The organism is Blautia sp. An81, assembly GCF_002161285.1.
Classification (GTDB): Bacteria; Bacillota; Clostridia; order Lachnospirales; family Lachnospiraceae; genus Blautia; species Blautia ornithocaccae.
This window is the reverse complement of record NZ_NFHH01000022.1, coordinates 1-21,167: the sequence shown is the minus strand read 5'-3', so window position 1 is coordinate 21,167 and position 21,167 is coordinate 1. Positions and strand designations below refer to the sequence as shown.

Below are 21,167 nucleotides of genomic sequence, written 5' to 3'. Positions count from 1 at the left end.
CCGCTTGCCCATTTCCTGTATTCGTGATAACAAAAAGGAAATGGCTGCGGGAAAGGAGTGATACGGTGGCTAAAATTTTCAACGTGACAGGGCCATATATCCCCACAAAAAAAGAAACACCGCTGCAAAGTAGAAGAATGGAATGGATAGAGTGAATTTCCGGAAGAGAGACGGATAATTTGCTGCAGAAAAGAACGGTATAGATATGGGAACTCCCTTTGAAAGCATAGTTGCTGAATGGGGAGTTCTTTTTTTAACCTATAAAAATTTAAAACGTGGACGGACAAAAGGGACGCTTCTGGCAGGCGTCCTTTTTGTCTGCCCATGTATGGCAGAGGAAAGGAGAGATGGAATGCGGATACGGGATGGACCGGCATAAAAAGCTGCCGGTAACAAATCAAGTCATGAAAGGAGAAATCGTATTTGGAGAAGAAATCAAGGAAAAGATGGCTTGCGGGTGCGCTGGCTGTTGTTATGTGCTGCTCTGCGCTCCTACCAGCGGGAACTTATGCAGCATCCGCCGAGACAGAGGGAATCTACCTGGAGGCCGGGATCGAGACCCAGGCGGAAACCGAGGCACAGAAAAGCGAAGAGGAGCTTATTTCGGAGATAGAGGCAACGCCGGATCTGGCTCTGACGATTACGGCGGGGGAAACGTTTGACGTCAGAACGGATTTTACAGGACTGAACCTGAAGGATGGGGAAACAGCAGAGCTGAAATTGGCAGAAGCAGAAGACGGCACCAAGTTTGACGTACAGGTTCCCGGCATTTATAAATGCGTCTATCAAGTAACTCCCGTAAGCGGAGAAGCCTATCTGGTGGCGCGGAATATTACCGTAACACCCAGGGAGTCTGAAACATCAGGAGCCGGCGGCCAGATGGGAAACGATGGGGATACAGGTGGAACAGAAGAAGGGGAATCGGACTCGGAGCCTGACCCGGAAAATGCGAACGGGATTTTTGACACAGAAGCGCTTCCTACGGAAGGCACAGAGCCTGTAATGGAAACACCAGCTGAAACAGAAGGAACCGGCCAGGCGGATCAGGCACAGGGCGGCGAAAACATTCTGACGGAAGGGCAGACAGAAGCGACAGAACCAGCCCAGGAAGAAACCGCGGAAAGTGAAGCACAGACAGAGCCGCCTGTCACGGAAGCAGAATCTGAAGCAGAGTCAGAAACAGAACCAGGAACGGAAGCGGAGAGTACGGAGGGCATCACGGAAGGCCAGACCGAAGAGACCCAGGCACCTGTGGAGGAGACCAGGACGGAAACAGAAGGGATGCCAGATTCTGAAGCGGAGAGCGAGACGGCAACAGAAACAGAGATCCTCTCAGAAGAAGAGCTGGATAAGGAGCTGGAAGCGGCAGCAGAGCAGGATACTTATGACGAGGAAAGCGGACTTACCTTGGGAGAGGTCATGGAGCAGGCGGTAGAGCAGGAAGTCAATCTGCTTGCGCTGGATGCCGGGGAGACCGTCTCCTTTATGGCGGTCAATACGGCGGCAAGGTCCACCCAGAGTGTAAATGTTACACGGGGAAGCGCATACTATTACGCGGATTATGGGCTTGGTTCCTATGTGACCTATAAGTACACGGTACAGTTTGGCGATATTTCTGCTACGGCCTATTGTGTGGAGCCCTCGAAAGGCTCCCCTGGGGACGGCACTTATACGATCACCCGCCTCAGCGACGGAAGGCAGCTGGCAAAGGTCTGCTATTATGGGACGAAAGCTTCCGGGGAGAACGGGTTCTTTGCAGAAAAGCATCCGGATTTTTCCGCAGGCAAACAGTTTATCATTACGCATCTTGCCGTTGCCTATGCCAATGGAAGCGGGGACGCTTTTTCCGGCGCGAATTCCACCGGACAGTCCCTAGCTATGGAGCTTTACAATTATTGTATGTCCCAGCCGGATATCCCTGATGTGGATATGTCGTTTTCCGACGCGAACACCACTGCCTATATTGACGGAACGATCCAGAGGACAAAGGAGATTACCTTCCGGGCGGATGAACTTCAAAAAGTGACCATGAAGCTGCCGGACGGGGTGAAACTCCATAATCAGACAACCGGCGAAACCAGTAAGGCAGGAGCGGACGTGGAAATCAGCGGCGGCACGGTGTTTTATTTAACCGCGCCCCTTACACAGGCTTCAGACGTTGGAGCTTCCTGGTCTACCAGGATGAAAGGAAGCATCACCAAAGATTATTCTGCCTATAAAATCAGCACTGGAAGCGGCATGCAGGATCTGGCTCTGGTATTTGGCGAAGGGGTGACGACCGAGAAATACGTGGAATTCCAGGTAAACTGGGTGGAACAGTCCAAAGTAGAGATTATCAAGAAGGATAAAGGAAGCAACACGGCAATCGCTGGCGCAATTTACGGGATCTACAGCGATGAGGCCTGCAAAAACCTGATTGTCCAGATGCCGGCAACGGATGAAAAAGGAGCTTCCAGCGTAACCCTTGACCAGGCGTCAGGAACCGTATACTTAAAGGAAATCGATGTTCCAGCCGGATACCTGCTTGATACCAAGTCATATAACATTGAGCTGGTGGCAGGAGGAACGGTCAAACAGGAGGTGTTTGATGAGGAGCAGAAAGCTGCCCTGACGGTTTATAAAGAGGGGGAGGTTCTCACCGGGGCGGATGTGACCGATAACGGCGTAACGTTCCGGTACGAAAAGAGGAGGTTAAAAGGCGCAATCTACAACGTGTATGCTGCGGAAGATATTATCTCAGCCAGCGGAAAACTGATTTACAACAAAGGGGCCCTTGTGAAGGAAGCACTGACAACCGGAGCAGATGGAAGCGCGGTACTGGAAAATCTGTACCTGGGAAGCTACACAATTACGGAGACAAAGGCGCCTGAGAACTATGTGTGCACGGGCGAGAGCAAGACGGTAAAGCTGGAATACGCAGGCGCCAACGTAGCGGTACAGACTGGAAGCGTAACTTTTACGAACAGCAGACAGAAAGCCTCGGTGAGCGTTACCAAACAGGATCAGGAGACGAAGGTACCACTGGCCGGAGGTATTTACGGACTCTATGCCGGAAGCGACATTAAAACAGCGGATGGAGCCGTCGCGGTAAAAAAAGATACCTTAATCGAAAAGGTGACCACAGGTTCCGGTGGAAGCGCTTCCTACGCGGCTGACCTGCCGATTGGATCTGACTATTACATCAAGGAGCTTCAGGCGCCGGCGAACTACCTGCGAAACAGCGAGGAGATCTATACCTTTTCTTTTGCTTACACAAATGATAAGGAAGCATCGGTAAGTTTTACCCATACTTTTTCTAATGAACGGGTAGACGCGACGATACACTTGATTAAAAAGGACGCTGAAACCGGCGGGACGCCACAGGGAGACGCGGTCTTTACCGGAGCAGTCTACGGCCTTTTTGCCAGAGAAGATATTGTGCATCCAGATGGGAAGACCGGGGTATTATTTAAGGAAGGAACCCAGGTGGCAACCCTCACGGTGGATGAAGCGGGAAACGCCGAAGTCACTGGACTTTATCTGGGCAAATACTATGTGAAGGAGCTGACGCCCCCGGTGGGCTATCTGGCAGACCCGAAGGAGTATGATCTGGACTGCAGCTATGAAGGGGATCTGGTAAAAACCATTGAGCGCACGGTAACTTCTACAGAAGTAGTAAAAAAACAGCCCTTCCAGCTGATCAAAGCTGCGAATAACGGACAGACGGATGCGGAGCTTTTAAAGGGAGCCGGATTCTCCGCCTACCTGGTGAGCGATCTGAAGAAAAACGAGGACGGAAGTTACGATTTCACAGGAGCCAAGCCGATTGTTTTAACAGCGGATGGACAGACTGAGATGTTTACGGATGAGAAAGGATACGCCTGCTCGATCCCCATCCCCTATGGGACCTATGTGGTGAGGGAGACGACTACACCCCACAACTTTACTCCGGTAAGAGATTTTATCGTCACGATTTCGGAAAATAATACGGAGCCCCAAACCTGGAGGGTGCTCCTGGATGACGAGTTTATGGCAAAGCTAAAGATTGTCAAGAAGGATGATGAGACAAAGCAAAGCGTCCTGATTCCCAATACGGAGTTCAAGGTATATGACCTGGATGCGGGAAAATATGTGGAACAGGTCACTACCTATCCATCCACAATCGTGCATAAATCCTACTTCACGGATGAAAGCGGCTACTTAATCCTTCCAAATGCCCTGCCCTGCGGGAATTACCGGATTGAGGAAGTGACCGCGCCCGATGGCTATGTGCTAAATCCCCAGTATGTGGAGATCCAGGTAGACAGCAATACCGCATACGAAATGGACAGCATCAGCAATGACGCGATTATCACGGTATCTTATGAAAACCATCCGGTGAAGGGAAAACTGGTGATCAAAAAAGCCGGGGAGGTTTTGGAATCCTTTGGAGAAGATTTCAAGTACAAGGAAGCATCCTTAGCCGGGGCAGAATTTGAAATCTATGCGGCCGAGACCATCTACACGGCGGACCATCAGGTGGATGAACAGGGCAATCGGCATGTGGAGTATGAGAAGGATACCCTTGTGGCAACCGTGGTAACGGATGAAAACGGGGAAGCGTCCGTGGATAACCTGCCGCTTGGAAAATACCGCATTACGGAGACAAAGGCACCGGAAGGCTATGTATTAAATACAGAAAGCCAGGAGGTGCTTTTTACGTATGAGGGACAAAATACGCCGGTGGTGGAACAGGAGGTCCTGTTCCAGAATGAGCGGCAGAAAGTGGAGATCTCTGTTCAAAAGCAGGATGCCGAAACAGAAACGCCTCTTTCTGGGGCCGTGTTTGGACTGTACAATCAAGAAGATATCCAGGCAGACGGCAAAGTAGTCGTCCCTGCGGATACCCTGCTTGAAAAAGCGGAAAGCCAGGAGGACGGATTTGCGGCCTTTACCCTGGATCTGCCCCTTGGCCAGTATTACGTCAAGGAAGAAGCAGCCCCGGACGGATACGTTTCCTCCGATGAAATCCTGGAATTTGACGCCTCCTACCAGGGCCAGGAAATCCCGGTCCTTACATTGAGCGCTGTAAAGAAAAATGAGCCCACGCTGGTAGAGTTTACAAAAACAGACATTACCACCGGCACGGAGCTTTCCGGCGCCTCTATGACGGTACTGGATGCGGCCGGGGAGGTCGTGGATTCTTGGGTATCCCAGAAAGGGCAGCCCCATGTGATCAGGCGTCTTCACGTAGGGGAGACCTATACCCTCCGGGAAGAAATTGCTCCCTATGGGTATCTGAAAGCAACAGAGGTTTCCTTCACGGTCCTGGATACCGGAGAGGTACAGAAGGTTGTGATGGAAGACGAGGTCCCGACCGCAAAGCTGATCGTCAATAAAAAAGGCGAATTTTTGGATAAAGTAACGCTTCTTGATAACGCCAAGGGCGTAGTAGAGCATCTGTTTGAATACATTAGCGGCAGCCTTTCCAATGTTACCTTTGAGGTATACGCGGCGGAAGATATCAAAGCGGCGGACGGCGTCAGCCCGGATTACTATGCGGCGGATGAGCTGGTGGCAACCATTACAACGGACCAGAACGGGATTGCGCAGATCGAAGACCTTCCCCTGGGGCGCTACTATATTAAGGAAGCGGCAACGGAATACGGGTATGTGTTAGACGAGGAACCAAGATATGTAGACCTTACCTACCGCGACCAGGATACCCCTGTGGTCACCTATGATGAAAGCTGGCAAAATAACCGGCAGCGCGTCCAGGTGGAAGTCGTGAAAAAGGAAAAAGGGACAGAGCGGCTTCTTGCCGGCGCAATCTTTGGACTCTTTACCGCGGAAGACATCCTTGCCGCAGACGGCGATCTTTTGCTGGAAGCAGATACGATCATTGAGCTGAAAACCACGGGTGAGGACGGGAAGATCCAGTTTGTAGCGGACCTGCCGGTGGGCGGCAGTTACTATGTGAAGGAGCTGTATGCGCCGGATGGGTTTGTCAACCTGGAAGAAACCCAGGAATTTACTTTCGAATATGAGGATGAGAAAGCGGCAAAAAGAGCGTATTCCTTTACGTTTGAAGATGAACCCACTTCGATCGCTTTAAGCAAGAAGGATCTGACAAGCGGAGAGGAGCTGCCGGGTGCTTCCCTGCAGGTATTGGATGAGGAAGGGAATGTGGTAGACGAGTGGATCTCCACGGAAGAACCCCATATCATCACAGAGCTTACCGTAGGGAAAACCTACAAAATGGTGGAACGCAAACCGGCAGATGGATATGTAACCGCAGAGAGCATTTCCTTTACAGTGGAAAATACCGCCGAGCTCCAAACGCATGTGATGGAGGATGACGTCACAAAAGTGCAGATCAGCAAAACGGATATCACAGACTCGAAAGAAGTGCCGGGCGCGAAACTCAGCATCTTAGACCAGAACGGGGATGTGGTAGAACAGTGGACTTCCGGGAAAGAGCCGCACTACATTGAAAAACTTCCGATTGGCACTTATACCCTGCGGGAAGAGCAGGCGCCGGAAGGATATCTGGTTGCGGAAGATGTGGAATTTGAAATAGCCGATATGGGCGAAATCCAGAAAGTGGAAATGAAGGATGCCAGGCCCTCCGGCTCCCTGGTGATCAAAAAGACCGACGCGGATACGAAGCTTCCCTTGGAAGGCGTTGAGTTCATCTTAAAAGATAAGGAAACCGGGAAAACCGTGGCAGAATTAAAGACGGATTCCAATGGAACCGCGGTATGTGAAGATCTTCCCATCGGCGTTTACAAAAATGGAAAGCTAAAAGAAACCACGGAATACATCCTTACGGAGACAAAGGCGCTGGAGGGTTACAAAAGCAGCAGCGAGGAAATCAGTATCCTGTTTGAGTACGTGGATGATAAAACAGAAGAGATCGTCATTACCAAGGAGCTGACAAACACGAAGGTTCCGGAGGAAGAAATCCCGGATACGCCAAAGACCGGAGATTCTACCAATCTCTGGCTCCCAGTGCTTTTACTTCTGCTTTCCGCAGGCGGAATTGCTGGCGTGATCTGGTATATGAAAAAGAAGAAATAACATTGCTTAACCAGGGCTGCCGTGAACATGGCGGCCCTTTTTCAGTACCGATGTTGCGTAAGGGGGATTGATTACAATAAAACATATCAAAGGAATCCTGATCCTGGCGGTATGCCTGATGATTTTTGGTTTCAGTTCCTGTGTGCTCATAGGGATCTGGTGCATGTACCAGGAAGGCGTGGAGGAATATGACGACCTGCAGGAATACGCAGAGGAGGAGACAAAAAACGATGCCCCGGCAGCAGACGGGGAGAAGCTGGCAGCGATTGATTTTAAAGCTTTGCAAGAGATCAATGGGGAGGTTGTCGCCTGGATCCGGTGCGAGGCACTGGGGCTTGATTACCCGGTGGTTCAGGGGGAGGATAATGAGTATTACCTGGACCATACCTTTACAGGGGAAGAGCACAGCGGCGGCTGCATTTTCATGGACTGCCGCAATACACCGGATTTTTCTGACGATAATACCATCCTTTATGGGCACAACCGGAAGGATGGGAGTATGTTTGGCTCGTTTGGGATGTCTCTGGAAGGGGAAGTAACGGTGCAGGTGTATACGCCGCAGGGGCTTAACACGTACCAGGCCGTGGATAACCGGATCATTGGAGCTTCCGAAGAACCGTATTACCGGACCAGTTTAGAGAAGGAACAGTTTGCGATATTAAGCAGCGCAGTTTCTGTTCATACCGGGATTCCCATGCACGAGGGAGAGAAACTTTTGACACTGTCTACCTGTAATGGAAATGACCAGGAGCGTCATATTATCTTGTGCCGGAAGACAGCGCCGCAAGAGCAGGCAGAAACGGCAGGGGCAGAGAGCGCTATCGAGATAATTACGGAACCAGCCCCGGAGCCTGAGAGCACGGCACCAGCTGTTATGGAAGCCTCGGAATAAAAGCGGAAGACGGGAAATGGAGAGCTTTTTTGTGAGATTGAAAAGAATAGGAGATTTGAAATGTTTAAAGGAAAAGGGAAGGAAAGAGCAGTGATAAATATGGGAAATATATGGGTACAGCCAATTCGGTGGTTCTGGTATCCTTATCTTGCGTTTGGGAGGGTGACCGTCCTCCATGGCGTTTCCGGTTCAGGAAAATCCATGCTGGCGGCCTATCTTGCAGCAGCCTGTACAAACCGTAAATGCTTTGGAGGAATGGAAGAACTGGAACCGGGCAATGTGCTGTACCTGACGGCGGACGATGCGCTGTCTGATCTGCTCTATCCAAGGCTTACGGAAGCCGGCGCGGATCTTGACCGGGTATATGCCATCCATGATCTGATCTCTATCACATTGGGGGATAACAGCATTGAGCAGCTGCTGGATACCCACAAGATTCGCCTGCTCATCATTGATCCGATCCAGGAATATCTGGAATATGATGTATATTCCGGGTATCCGGAATTGGTGTATCCGGTTATCAGCAAGTTGGAGAAAATGGCAAAAGAGCATGAATGTGCGGTACTTTTAACCGCTTATTCCGATGGGCCAAATGGGGAGAAGGCATCCGTCTGGCAGTCTGAGTTTGCCGAAAAGATCAGCAGCGTCCTTGCATTGGACCTTCCGGAAGGAAGAACAGGAAAACGCAGGCTCCTGCAGGAAAAATCGATCCTGGCAGCAGAAGGGAAGCCGATTGTTTTTTCATTGAGAAAAGAAAAAATGGAGGAGAGCACACAGCCGGACGGGAAAGATCTATTTGTGGACATGCAAAAGAGAATCGGATGCCTGTTCATGTCCGATATGCGGGATAAAAAACGGCAGGTATGGGAAGAATTGAAGCGCTTCCCGTTGGAGGAATATGACCGAAAACAGCAGGAAGACTTTTCCGTTTATGTATTCGGGGTGAACTATGATACGGTTCAGGAGGTTTTAGGCAGCAGTTCTGGACGGTAGAAGGGTGATTGTGTTTTTTAGCCAGGGACAACATCAGGCTCCTTGTGCTCTGGCTACTTTTGAAGAAGGTTATGATTTCTCTGACCTGTCTGAATGACAAAGTTTTTATCCGTTTTGACAGAATCAGTTAGTTGCGATGTTTATTTTTCTTTACTCTTTCTGTTATAGGGAGCAGGAATAAGGATGGCAGTAATAGTAATACAGTGCAGGCAAGTCCCCATGAGACAGAAACTTGTTGTGCTACAAGACCAACGAGAGGACCTCCTATGATGATCTGTCCCAAGGAGTTCAACTGTCCGTTTGTAAAGAATACGGTAGGCCGCATTTGAGTTATTTCATGGGGCGATCTATCCGAGAATAGACGCCAGTATATTACAGCGGATATATTTGGCCCGCCGGTCAACCGGCGGGCTGCTTTTTTTATGCCCAAATATCTTGTGTTCATTTCTGTGCGGCCAAAGACAGGTATCTATGCGTTGTCGTTCAGTCTCTTTCTTCCGGTGAAAAATCGTTTCTGAGTATTCCTTGTGAGATTACATTGGAAGATGCTTATATCTATATTTCCAATAATGCGAAAACTAAGTAAATTAGCGGCTCCATCTTAAAATGCCGGATGCGGCGGCCTGCTGACCCTGAGCCCGGCATTTTAAGATGGGCTGTTTCCTATACATTTAGGATAGTATGGATAGAAATTGAGCATATCATGTACGAACTATTATTCGACTATCCAATATTCGACACTCCAACTAATTGGTGTTGATTTCAATTTCTTATAAGGTTAAGATTTTATGTAGAAAGTCATCAACAGAAAAAACAGTTAAAGTGATAACAAAAATTAGATAAGGAGTAAAAATGATAAATTTATCGGAATTTCATAATTATGTTGCTTGTAATCAATCAAATATCTGCCAAATGACAATAATCCAAAATGGAAAGGTGATTTTTAACGATACATGGAACGGCTACAAAGTAGATGATACAGTACATACCATGTCTGTTACAAAAAGCATTGTTTCTTTATTGGTTGGCATTGCCATTGAACAAGGATTGATTGGTAGCGTAGACGATTATGTGTTAGATTATTTCCCCGAATACAAGATCAAGCGGGGAGAAAAGACAATTCAAAAAGTCACATTGAAAAATCTTCTGACCATGACAGCACCCTACAAATATAACTCGGAGCCTTGGTCAAAAATATGTGTTCAGGAAGATTGGAGCATTGCCGCTTTGGACTTTTTGGGCGGTAGACGCGGCATAACCGGAGAATTTCAATATTCTACCTTGGGTATTCATATTCTCACAGGTATCATTACAGCGGTAAGCAAAATGACAACAGTAGATTTTGCAAATAAATTTCTATTTGAGCCATTGTTGATTGCACCGAGAAAAATATATGTTGCGCCAGATGCCGAGGCACACAAAGCGTTTACAATAGAAAAGACAGCAAAAGGAAAAATTTGGTTTTCAGATAACAAAGGAGTAGGAGCTGCTGGATATGGTCTTTGTTTGTCTGCCGATGAAATGGCAAAGATAGGATTACTCTGTCTGAAAAAAGGAATTTTTAATAACAAGCGTATTGTTTCTGAAAAATGGCTTGAAGAAAGTATCATAGTTAGACTGTCTTGCGGCAAAAAATTTCGTGATATGAAGTATGGATATTTGTGGTGGATTATTGATGAAAATGAGGGGAGTTATGCAGCTATCGGTAATAGTGGAAATGTTATCTATATCAACCCCCGAAAGGATTTGATAGTAGCAGTTTCCAGTTATTTCAAACCGACAGTGTTTGACCGGATTGATTTTATCAAAGAACAGATAGAGGAGAAACTATAAGCCTTGTAAAGTTAAAACTGATCTGGGCTATCCTGAACAGCCCATAAGAAAACGCCGACTGCAGGGCCAGCAGGTTGTGTCCGGCACTTTCTTATGGGTTTTCCGCTACGCATTTTGAAGTCCTCTCTGGCGGGGATTGGATAATCTGTCCTGCCTGCCCGCCGACCATGCCGGGAAAGCCCTGAAATAGCGGGCTTTTCAGCGGCTTAAATGCGTAGACAGGAGGTATTTTCAACTGGGCCACACCCGGCTACCACAACAAGATTGAGATTTGAAAACACAGGTGGAACTTTGGATTTGTAGGACGCTCATTAACCAAACCGACTCAGATCATTGACGTATTTTAACCGTCTCCCAATAATAACTCTAAGAGCTCCAAGACGTATGGGATGTTCGAGGAAGATAAAGGGAGATACAAAATTCAAATTCGTATACTTTTCTTCAAGTATAATTAGGAAGGAAAAAGTTGACCTTCTAAATCAAATCTAAATAAAGTCATGGTATAATGCGATTGAGGTGATATTTTGACTGAACGAATTTTGGTTATCGAAGATGAAACCGCCATCCAGTCTATCCTTTCGGAGCTGCTGACGGATGCCGGATACAATATAGAAGTTGCAGGCGATGGACTGGAGGGCATAACAAAATTTCGGGAGAAGCCGTTCTCCCTTGTCCTGCTGGACATTATGATGCCGAAAATTGACGGATATACGGTCTGCGAGATGATCCGGCGGGAATCCAATGTGCCGATTATCATGCTGACAGCACTGGACGAGGAAGAAGCCCAGGTCAAAGCATTTGAATTAAAGGTGGACGATTACATCACAAAGCCTTTCTCCGTGAAGCTGGTACTCATGCGGGTGGAGGCGGTTCTGCGCCGGGTAAAAGAACGGGAGGGTCAAGAAGTCACAGCCATACTTTCTTACGGAAATATCCGGTTAGATCGGGAAAGTCACTTGGTTTCTGTTGGTGGAAAGCCCGTCTCCCTCACCCATACGGAATACGGGCTTCTGGAATTGTTTATGCTCCACCCAGGCCGGGTATTTACACGGGACAATCTGCTCAATGAAGTGTGGGGCTATGATTTTATTGGAGAAGAAAAGACCGTCAATATCCATATTATGAATCTTCGGAGAAAGCTGGACACAGATTTGATTGAAACAATCAGAGGGGTGGGATATAGGCTTGGTAAAGAAAATTAGGAACAGTTTAAGTGCAAAGGTCTTTTTTTGGATTGCCGGCCTGCTTGTTCTTTGCAGTTTGCTGATTTATGGTATTGTTATGATTATTCTCCCCAAGAGTTATTCAACGGTAGTATCAACACAATTTGTCGATGAAATGGAACGATTTGTAGAAACGCTTGCGGAGACAAATTATGAGGATGCACCCGAAGTCATAGAACAGTTTTGTCAGAATAATCAAGCACTGGTCATGCTGACGGATGGGAGTGAAAACATTCCTTACGGATCGGTCCCTGAGGGGAGCATTGAAGAAGGTAAAACATTAACTTATACCGCCACGACAACTTTCAAAGATCGAACCGGGGAATACCCTCTTACGGTTACTTCATTTTCTCCCACCGGTCAGGAACTAACATCACTTTTCCTAAAGATTTTTCCGATCATATTATTGCTGATTTTCTTGATTTCTTTTGTCGGCGCGATTCTATGCAGCAAAATTATGGTCAAACCCGTATTGGAGATCAGTAGGATTTCAAAACGGATGGCCGATTTAGACATGACCTGGGACTGCAAGGTAAACCGTACCGATGAGCTGGGTGTTTTGGCAAACAGCCTGAACACGATGGCGAAGCGGCTGGATACTACCATGAAAGAGCTGGAAAGCGCCAATGAACAACTGCGGAAGGATATGGAGCATATCACCGAGCTTTCCCACCAGCGCCGGGATTTCTTTGCGGCTGCCTCCCATGAGCTGAAAACGCCCGTCACCATCTTAAAAGGCCAGATTGAAAGCATGATCCTGGGCATTGGAAAATATAAGGACACAGGAAAAGTGCTGCCGGAAACCCTCAAAGAAGTAGAAAATATGGAGCGGCTGGTAAAGGAAATCCTTACGATTTCTAAAATCGAGATGGATGGCCTTGCCGGAAAAGCAGAGCCGGTGTCGCTGTCTGACATGCTTACCAAAGTCACTGAAACGCTGCTCCCGCTGGCCCAAGAGCGACAGATCACCGTTCATTCTCAACTTGCCGAGACTGTCACGGTATCTGGTAACGCCTCTCTTCTGGAAAAAGCCGTCCATAATATCCTGAGCAACGCCATCCGTCACTCGCCGGAAGGGGCGGAAGTCTTTATCCACCTTACGCCCTCTGTTCTGACTGTAACCAATACTGGCACTTCTATCCCGGAGGAAGATTTGCCCGTGCTGTTCACACCTTTTTACCGAGTGGAAAAGTCCCGGAATAAAGCCACTGGCGGCAGCGGCCTGGGGCTGTATATTACTAAAACTATTTTGGATTACCATAAAATTAACTGTAACATAGCCAATACAGAAAATGCTGTTAAGTTTACAGCATTCCTACAGTGAAGAATTCCTCATAGTATATTTGAAATTGAAAATCATTCTATCAACCGCCGGTGGCTGACTGCCAGCGGTTGACTTTCTCTCATTTATGCGGTATATTTATATCATAAAGAGCGAAATATACCGCATAACAGGAGGATAGGTTTATGAAATCAAAACGCTATTTATATGGGCTTATGGGCTTGCTTTCTCTATTAGGTTTTATTGGCATTTTCACAGAAGCAAAGTCTTTTCTTGCCTTTTTTGCCTTTGCAGTTGATTTTGAATATTTCTTCATCAAATCAGATGAAATGCTGGAGGAATACATGAACAAGTCTGCTTCACGCGCATTTTATTGCGGAATGATTTCCGTGGCACTTGTTTCTTTTGTCTGTTTCTTTGCTGGGATAAAAGAAGAAAAGGAAGCACTGATAACAGGTCTTGCATTTGGCTGGGCGGTATCCGTTATAATCTATGCTTTATCTACTGCTTACTACGGTTTCAAAGAAAAGTGGGGGCTGGAAAATGATAAAGAATAGAATTAAGGAGTATCGGGCCAAGTATGACATGAAGCAAGAAGATTTGGCAAAGTTAGTGGGCGTTCGTAGAGAAACCATAGGGAATTTAGAAAAAGGCAGATATAATCCATCACTGGTATTAGCGTGGAACATAGCAAAAGTATTCAATGTTTCAATCGAGGATATTTTTACTGTTGAGGATTAAGTTATAATAGAAATGAGTAAATCGTGATGTTTCACTTTTATTTCTGACTGCCAGTTCTCCAAAAACTAAATCAAAATTAAATCAAGTCTAAGCGAAAAATAAACCGTCCTTTTGTATGATGGAATCACATCAAACGAAAGGACGGTGCTTTTTATGGGTGTTTTCAGGCGGGCTGCCCTTTACCTGGCCCGCAAAAAAGGAAAGGCTTTTCTTCTTTTCCTGATCTTCTTTTTGGTATCTGCCCTTTTGCTGATCTGCTTTTCCGTTTTGGATGGAACAGGACAGGCAGCCAGAGATCTGCGTTCCAATATCGGTGCTGCCTTTTATATCCGGCCCTATGCGCAGATGACTTTGGAGGATGGTGCCCTCAGTGAGGGGACAACACCCGTGATCTCCCAGCAGAGTATTGACGAGGTGATCGACGCTGCCCAGGGGCAAGTGAAAGCCTATAATACAGAGCATTATGGCTATGCCAAGAGCGAACAGCTTCACTTCCTGCCGGGTGCCGGGGACAATGAAGCCAGCAACATGGGTCAGGTAACTGCTGTGCGGGATTCTGGGCTTACGGATGTGTTTCTGAATGAGGAATATACGCTACTTGCTGGCCGCCATATCCAGCCGGAGGATGAGAATAAAATCCTCATTAGCGCAGAACTGGCAGCGGAAAACAGCCTGGAAGTTGGCGATGTACTCACCCTTACCCACGCCGGTTTAGACCAGCAAGATGGAGAATATATTGACACCATCCCGGAAAAGACGGTCTTTGCCGAGGTGGAGATTGTGGGCATTTTCCAGTGTGACGGAGCTGCCGACAGTGCGGATTCCCCCACCGCCGGGAAAGCGGCAAATCATATTTATTCCGATAGCCATCTGCTGGTAAATTTACAGGAACAGCAGGAGGGTATTTTTGAGGGCGAGATCGCCTTTTACATTGCCGACCCTCTGGAGCTGGATACACTGCTGGAGCGTGTGGAGGCCATCGACTCCATAGATTGGGACAACCACATCCTCCGGGAGAACGATTTTCAGTACGAGCAGATCGCCGGACAGCTTCAAAATCTTCAAAACCTGGCTGTGGCGCTGATTGCCATTGCCTCTGCTTTGAGCATTGTTATTCTAATGCAACGGTGTACAAAGGGAACATAATAAAAAACTTAATAATGGACTGCCAATCTTACACAAAGTACCGCCCAAACGAGACTACGGGCGGTATTTTTGTATCTTGGCGGAGAAAGGAGGAACTTCCCACGGGGGCTTGACTGAAAAGTTGAGCCCCTTTTTTTACGCCCAAAAACAGGAGGTAAATGCTTATGGCAGATGATAAAACCACGAAAATGCCGGAGCAGTCGGTAACGGATACCGGGCCGGGCAAGGAAACTCCGCCCGAGCCGGAGAAAACGCCTACTTCCCCGGAGGCCGAAAAAAAGACGGAACAGCAGGCAAAGAGCCCGCAGGTGTCCGTCTATGACTTCGCTGAAATTATGAAAGGAAAGAAAGCCGAGGAACGGGCGGCAGCTTCCGGCGGGGAAAAGCCTGCCCCGGCAAAAACGGAGAAACCGGAAAAGCAGCCGGAGGCTCCGAAAAAGGCCGAAGGAAAACAGGAAAAGCCCAAAGAGCCCGAGCAGCCGAAGCGCCGGGGCCGTCCTCCGAAAGAGGATAAGGACAAGGCCGCCGCTCCGAAGCCCAAAGCCCCCGCACAGAAAAAGCAGGAAAAGGCCCCCAAAGAGAAACCGGAGAAAAAAGCGGCTCCCACGGTGCAGGCCGCTCCCGCTCCGAAGGAACCCGAGGGGCCGAAGGAGGCTCCCCGCCGTGGCGAGGAACAGATCGTATATATCAAGCTGAACGAGCTCCACGCCTTCAAAAACCATCCCTTTGAGGTCCGGGACGATGAAGAAATGCGGGCTATGGTGTCCAGCGTCAAGGACAAGGGCGTTACCCAGCCCGCTATCGTCCGTCCCCGTGAGGATGGCGGCTATGAGATCGTGTCCGGCCACCGCCGCCAGAAGGCCAGCGAGCTTGCCGGATATGCGGATATGCCCTGTATCGTCCGCAACCTGACGGACGATGAAGCCATCACGCAGATGGTGGAGGACAATCTGAACCAGCGCGAAGAAATCCTCCCCAGCGAGCGGGCCAAAGCTCTGAAAATGCAGCTTGAGGCCATCAAGCACCAGGGCTCCCGCACTTCGGGCCAGATTGACCCGAAGGACGCAGGCAAACGCTCCAACGAGATTGTGGCCGAGCGGAACAAGATGGCCGTCAAGCAGGTACAGCGGTATATCCGGCTGAATGAGCTGGTTCCTGACCTGATGAAGCTGATGGACGAGAAAAAGCTGGGCTTCACTACGGCGGTGGAGCTTTCCTACATCGGCAAGAAGAACCAGAACTATATCGCCGTCGCCATCGACAGCCAGCAGTCCTCGCCTTCGCAGGCGCAGGCAAAGCGTATGCGGGAGCTGGACGAAAAAAAGCTGCTCAACGGGGATGTGATCGACGGCATTATGATGGAGGACAAAAAGGAGGTAGACAAAGTGATTCTGACGGGTGCGGAACTGAGCAAATACTTCGGCAAGGAAACCACGCCGAGGGAAATGAAGGACCAGATCATCAAGCTGCTGGACGACTGGAAGGGCCAGCAGAAGGAACACGAAAAGCCGGAGAAGAAAACCGAGCCGGAAAAGTAAGCCGAAACTTCGGGTCAAGATGGCCCGAGGATTGCGGGGCGCTGCCCCGCGCCCCGAAGCTCTGGAGATATAAATTATTCCCCGTCGCCAGTTATTCCGTAGCATAGCCGGGAAAATCAGTCAAGGGCAACGCCGCCGCAGGCGGTGCCAGAGGCACCCTTGACGGATTTCTCCCGGTTATGCTTTTTCCCGGACAAGCGACGGGGATATAAATTCTCCAGAGCCGTCCCCCTTCCCGGGGGAAGGGGCGGAGGGGTTGGGCGAAACCTTGCTTTCCGCAAATCAGAAAGAAATGGAGGTTGAACCAATGAAACGACCTTTGGCCTATCTGACCGCCGCATGGAGCGGTGAGCCGGATATTGATATGGAGCTGGCGGCCCACTACTGCCGTCTTGCCTATGAGGCGGGCTTTTCCCCTATCTGCCCGCTTTTGTATCTTCCGCTGTTCTTGAATGACTGCGTTCCCGAGGAACATAAGGCCGGGATTGATATGCGCCGGGATATGCTGCGGCGCTCCCACACCCTGATCGTCTGCGGCGGTGCGGTGGACGAGGATGTGAAAAACGATATTGCGGTTGCCGGGCGGCTGGGTATCGCGGCTACTACGCTGGACGGGGTTCTTGCCGTGAAGGGACACGGCGGCCCGGGCCATGCCGGACATTAAGCTGGGGAGCCTTTTTGACGGGATAGGCGTTTTCCCTCTGGCGGCCTCCCGCTGCGGTATCCGTCCGGTGTGGGCCAGCGAGATTGAAAAAGCGCCGATCTCCATAACCAAAAGGCACTTTCCCGATATGGCGCACCTGGGGGACATTACGAAGGTGGACGGCGGGAAAATCCCGCCTGTTCATGTGATAACCTTCGGCTCTCCCTGTCAGAACCTTTCTCTGATCGGCAACCGCTCCGGCCTTGCCGGGGCAAAATCCAGCCTGTTTTATCAGGCGTTTCGTATCATACAGGAAATGAGGGATGCCACTGATAACCTATATCCAGCTATCGCTGTTTGGGAAAACGTCATGGGAGCGTTTTCTACAAATGACCGGATGGATTTTAGAGCCGTCCTATCCGCCTTCTCGGACACCGAAGTTCCAATGCCTCCTTCTGGAAGATGGGGAAACGCCGGAATGGTGCGAGGGGGAACGCCTGATGTGTGCTGGCGGCTCATGGACGCCCAGTATTGGGCAGGCTCCCGAAGGCTGGCGCGAAGGCAGCGAATTTTCATCGTGGCGGATTTTAGAGGCAAACGTGCCGCCGACATACTATTTAAGCCCCGTCCAATGCTCCCACTTCCTCCGCCTTGCCGAGAGGGCGGGCGGACCGCCGCCGAAGGAGATCGAACATCTTCTTTTGAAACAGGGCGGCAAATACCAGTCATCCACCCCTTTCAATGCTTCCGTATGCGGGGAGCGGCAAAAAGGCAGGAAGAAACCGCCTTCCGAAACAGCTTCGGATTACCAACTGACCCTTTTCCCACTCTTTTAGCCAGCGACGTGACGCCTTTCGCCTTTTGGTACGAGGGCGACCCGGACGGCGGCTGTATCCGCTTCTTGACGGAAACGGAAAGTGAGCGGCTGATGGGGCTGCCGGAGGGCTGGACAAAGTACGGGGCGGACGGCGAGGAAATCCGGCCTCTGCAACGCTACAAGGCGCTGGGAAATGCGATTGCTCTCCCTTGCGCCGATTACATCATGGCCGGGATTTATGAAGTGCTGGCAGACAGGGCCGGAAAGGAGGATTGAGCCCATGTTTGAAGCCTATATAACCAACACGGCCCTGTACCCCATGATGGGGATTGAAGTGGGAACAACGGTACATTTTCCCACGACCACACAGGAGGTACAGGCTGCCCTTGCCAAAATCGGGATAGACGGAAAGCGGTACAGCGAAGTGTTTATTACCAGCTTTGACAGCGATGTGCTGGGACTGTACGACTATCTGGACGAGTACGAGAACATCGACGAGCTGAACGAGCTGGGCCATGCCCTGCTGGAAGTACGGGACAGGGGCGGATTGGAAACCTTTGAGGCCGCTCTTGTCTTGGGAAAACACACGGGCAGCGTGAAGGACCTAATCAACCTGACGCAGAACCTTGACCTCTACCGCTTTTACCCGGATATTTCCGATGATGAAGGGCTGGGCCATCTGTACGCCGACGAGCTGGGGACCATCGACATACCGGAGCACATTCAAGGCTACTTCGATTATGAGGCATACGGACGGGATATGCGTATCAACGAGGGCGGCGTATTCGCTCCCGGTGGCTATGTGGCGGCGGACCCGGTGGGCTTCAAGGAGCATTACCACGGGACGCAGGACATACCGCCGGAACACCGGGTATTTGCCTATCCCGAAAAGGCCGAGCCCGTCTACTCCATTCTCGGCGCGCTCAAACGGTTTCAAGAGGCTCCGCCCGCTCCGCAAAAGGACAAGGCGGGGCCTTCCCATGAGGAACGGTAAGACTTCGGGCCATGTTGGCCCGAAGCATGAAGGAGGTGCATACCATCAACTATTACCCCATCAATGAAGGGGCCGCCCGCCGGGCAAAGGAAATGAACAGCTTTTCCGACTATAAGGAAGGGAGCGCAACGGCGGAATACCGGGCAATGGTGGACAAGGCCGCAGCCATAGCCGAACAGCAAAAATCCCGGGTGGACCCCATGTACCATGAGAAGATCGACCATCTGTTAGACACCTACGCCCGCAAGTTGGCCGAAAACATGAACCAGGGCTTTGCCATTGACGCGAGGGTTCCCTCTGTGCTGATCGCCGGGCCTTCCAATTTCCCGGTTGGAAAAAAGGAAAAACAGAACCGGGCGCGGGACAGCAACATGGAGGAATGGCGGCATATTCAAGGGCTGCTGGATAAGATACGCAGTACCGGCATGGGCGGTATCAGCGCCGATGACCCTGCGGCCATTGAAAAGCTCCAGAAAAAGCTGGACGGACTGGAACGCTCCCAGCTCATTATGAAGGAGGTCAACGCTTATTACCGCAAGCATGGCAAGCTGGACGGCTGTGCGCTGCTGTCGCCTGACCAGATCGAAAAGCTGAAAGCCAGCATGGCGTCAAGCTGGCGGAGCCACCCGAGGCCCTTTGAAAGCTACCAGCTTACCAACAACAACGCGGAGATCCGCCGGGTAAAGGCCCGTATCGAACAGCTTTCCAAACAGGCGCAGCGGGAGTTTTCCGGCTGGGAGTTTGACGGGGGCCGTGTGGAAATGAACCGGGAGGACAACCGCTTGCAGGTGTTCTTTGATGGAAAGCCTGACGCGGACACCCGGGCCGAGCTGAAAAGCAACGGCTTTCGCTGGGCTCCCAGCGTGGGCGCATGGCAGCGGCAGCTCACGGACAACGCCATCCGGGCGGCTGACCGTCTGGAATGTATCAAGCCGCTGTCCGGCGAAAAGCCCTCCCAGCTTCAAAAGAAGCCCTCTATCTTGCAGACCATGCGGGAACAGGGCGAAAAAGTCCAGACGGAGCCGGAAAAGAAAGCTCCGTCCGGCAGGGATGCCGAGCGGTAAGCCTCGGGCCACATTGGCCCGAGGTTTTCTGTTGCCCCGGAGTGTACGGGGGCCTCCCGTCTACCGGGAGCCCTGACGGAAAGGAGGTTTTATGCAGGAAGAAGTAAACCAAAAACAGTTGCCCTTTCGATCAAGACGGCAAAGCTGACAGGAAAAGTGCTGGCCGCCGCTCTTGATAAGGTGGTTCGGGCGCTGCAAAAGCACCACCGGAAGGCGCTGACCCCGCAGGGCCGCCAGAGCGTGAAGAAGCTGATGAACCACTACGGCGGCAAAAACGCCATGCAGTATGTGGGTGCGCCGAAGGATTTTGACCGGATAGCGAAGGAGTTCCATGTGGACTACGCTTTCCATAAAGTGAGCCCCGGCCATTACCTGCTGTTCTTCAAAGCCAATCAGGCGGACGCCATCACGGCGGCCTTCCAGAAATACAGTACAAAGGTGCTGAACAAAGACCAGGACAAGACTTCTATCCTCGGCCAGCTCCGCAAGCTCACGGAGCAGATCAGGACGAAGCCGAAGGAGAAGCAGCGGACCAGAGAGGCGGTGAAGGACGGACGTTGAGTGACAAGATCAGAAAATATGTGCTCCCCAACCTGCCGTACCTCTTTGTGTTCTGGTTTTTCTCCAAAATCGGGACGGCCTACCGTATCGCGCCCGGCGCAGAATTCGGGACAAAGCTCATGGGGATGCTCGACACCTTCCCCAAAGCCTTTGAAACCTACTGGCCGGGACTGGGCGGCATTGACCTGCTGGTGGGCCTCGCCGGTGCGGCTGGGGTGTATCTGCTGATACAGTCCAAAATCAAGCAGGCAAAGAAATTCCGGCGGGATGCGGAGTACGGCACCGCCCGCTGGAGTGCATAATCTTAAGTGTAAAGAACTCTACATGGACGCACAGGAGGATATGCACATGAATGATTACAACAAAATCACAGCCCTTTACTCCCGCCTTTCCGTAGGCGAC

The 21,167-nt window shown here is 50.3% G+C and carries 15 protein-coding genes and 3 pseudogenes; 17 read left to right on the top strand and 1 reads right to left on the bottom strand.

Annotated features, from left to right (window positions below; all coding sequences use genetic code 11):
• The first annotated feature begins 205 nt into the window (after positions 1-205).
• From B5G33_RS21745 to B5G33_RS15915, 4 genes are all read left to right on the top strand, one after another.
• On the top strand, positions 206-379 hold the full coding sequence (locus B5G33_RS21745; RefSeq protein WP_204247411.1) for a hypothetical protein: 174 nt from the start codon (positions 206-208) through the stop codon (positions 377-379).
• A 44-nt stretch (positions 380-423) separates the two neighbouring features.
• Positions 424-7,038 carry a SpaA isopeptide-forming pilin-related protein gene (locus B5G33_RS15925; protein WP_330396716.1) on the top strand — a complete coding sequence of 2,205 codons (6,615 nt, stop codon included), beginning with the start codon at positions 424-426 and terminating at the stop codon, positions 7,036-7,038.
• A 67-nt stretch (positions 7,039-7,105) separates the two neighbouring features.
• Positions 7,106-7,930: a class B sortase gene (locus tag B5G33_RS15920; RefSeq protein WP_087418325.1), complete on the top strand. Its 825-nt coding sequence runs from the start codon at positions 7,106-7,108 to the stop codon at positions 7,928-7,930.
• Positions 7,931-7,990: 60 nt separating this feature from the next.
• Positions 7,991-8,923: an AAA family ATPase gene (locus B5G33_RS15915; RefSeq protein WP_087418324.1), complete on the top strand. Its 933-nt coding sequence runs from the start codon at positions 7,991-7,993 to the stop codon at positions 8,921-8,923.
• 127 nt (positions 8,924-9,050) lie between these two features.
• On the opposite strand, the pseudogene B5G33_RS15910 reads toward B5G33_RS15915, so the two are convergent.
• A pseudogene (locus B5G33_RS15910) lies at positions 9,051-9,263 on the bottom strand (hypothetical protein); the annotation flags it as partial.
• 512 nt (positions 9,264-9,775) lie between these two features.
• Between B5G33_RS15910 and B5G33_RS15905 the strand changes: the two are divergent.
• The 13 genes and pseudogenes from B5G33_RS15905 to B5G33_RS15840 all read left to right on the top strand — a co-directional run.
• The gene (locus tag B5G33_RS15905; RefSeq protein WP_087418323.1) at positions 9,776-10,756 is read left to right on the top strand and encodes a serine hydrolase domain-containing protein; all 981 of its coding nucleotides are present in this window, start codon (positions 9,776-9,778) and stop codon (positions 10,754-10,756) included.
• 524 nt (positions 10,757-11,280) lie between these two features.
• Positions 11,281-11,958, top strand: a complete 678-nt coding sequence (locus B5G33_RS15900; RefSeq protein ID WP_087418322.1) for a response regulator transcription factor — start codon at positions 11,281-11,283, stop codon at positions 11,956-11,958.
• Between the two features lie 136 nt (positions 11,959-12,094).
• Positions 12,095-13,303 (top strand): sensor histidine kinase, encoded by a 1,209-nt coding sequence (locus tag B5G33_RS15895; protein ID WP_242974725.1) that lies wholly within the window; start codon positions 12,095-12,097, stop codon positions 13,301-13,303.
• Between the two features lie 143 nt (positions 13,304-13,446).
• A complete protein-coding gene (locus tag B5G33_RS15890) occupies positions 13,447-13,818 on the top strand; it encodes a DUF3796 domain-containing protein (RefSeq protein ID WP_087418320.1) in 372 nt (123 codons plus the stop codon).
• Positions 13,805-14,002, top strand: coding sequence for a helix-turn-helix transcriptional regulator (locus B5G33_RS15885; protein ID WP_087418319.1), 198 nt, complete (start codon positions 13,805-13,807; stop codon positions 14,000-14,002). The genes B5G33_RS15890 and B5G33_RS15885 overlap by 14 nt, the downstream gene beginning before the upstream one ends.
• Positions 14,003-14,155: 153 nt before the next feature.
• Positions 14,156-15,148 carry a hypothetical protein gene (locus B5G33_RS15880; protein WP_087418318.1) on the top strand — a complete coding sequence of 331 codons (993 nt, stop codon included), beginning with the start codon at positions 14,156-14,158 and terminating at the stop codon, positions 15,146-15,148.
• A gap of 164 nt (positions 15,149-15,312) precedes the next feature.
• Positions 15,313-16,686 carry a ParB/RepB/Spo0J family partition protein gene (locus B5G33_RS15870; protein ID WP_330396715.1) on the top strand — a complete coding sequence of 458 codons (1,374 nt, stop codon included), beginning with the start codon at positions 15,313-15,315 and terminating at the stop codon, positions 16,684-16,686.
• Positions 16,687-16,993: 307 nt separating this feature from the next.
• Positions 16,994-17,350, top strand: a complete 357-nt coding sequence (locus tag B5G33_RS15865) for a DUF7768 domain-containing protein (RefSeq protein WP_204247416.1) — start codon at positions 16,994-16,996, stop codon at positions 17,348-17,350.
• Complete coding sequence (locus B5G33_RS15860; RefSeq protein ID WP_087418316.1) at positions 17,337-18,422, top strand: DNA cytosine methyltransferase; 1,086 nt, start codon at positions 17,337-17,339, stop codon at positions 18,420-18,422. Before B5G33_RS15865 ends, B5G33_RS15860 begins: the two co-directional genes overlap by 14 nt.
• 4 nt (positions 18,423-18,426) lie before the next feature.
• Positions 18,427-19,140, top strand: coding sequence for an antirestriction protein ArdA (locus tag B5G33_RS15855; protein WP_087418315.1), 714 nt, complete (start codon positions 18,427-18,429; stop codon positions 19,138-19,140).
• Positions 19,141-19,154: 14 nt separating this feature from the next.
• Positions 19,155-20,204 carry a hypothetical protein gene (locus B5G33_RS15850; RefSeq protein WP_087418358.1) on the top strand — a complete coding sequence of 350 codons (1,050 nt, stop codon included), beginning with the start codon at positions 19,155-19,157 and terminating at the stop codon, positions 20,202-20,204.
• A gap of 91 nt (positions 20,205-20,295) precedes the next feature.
• Positions 20,296-20,765: pseudogene (locus B5G33_RS15845) on the top strand (PcfB family protein).
• Positions 20,762-21,058, top strand: a pseudogene (locus B5G33_RS15840) (VirD4-like conjugal transfer protein, CD1115 family); the annotation flags it as partial. The pseudogenes B5G33_RS15845 and B5G33_RS15840, both read left to right, overlap by 4 nt.
• Between the last annotated feature and the right edge of the window lie 109 nt (positions 21,059-21,167).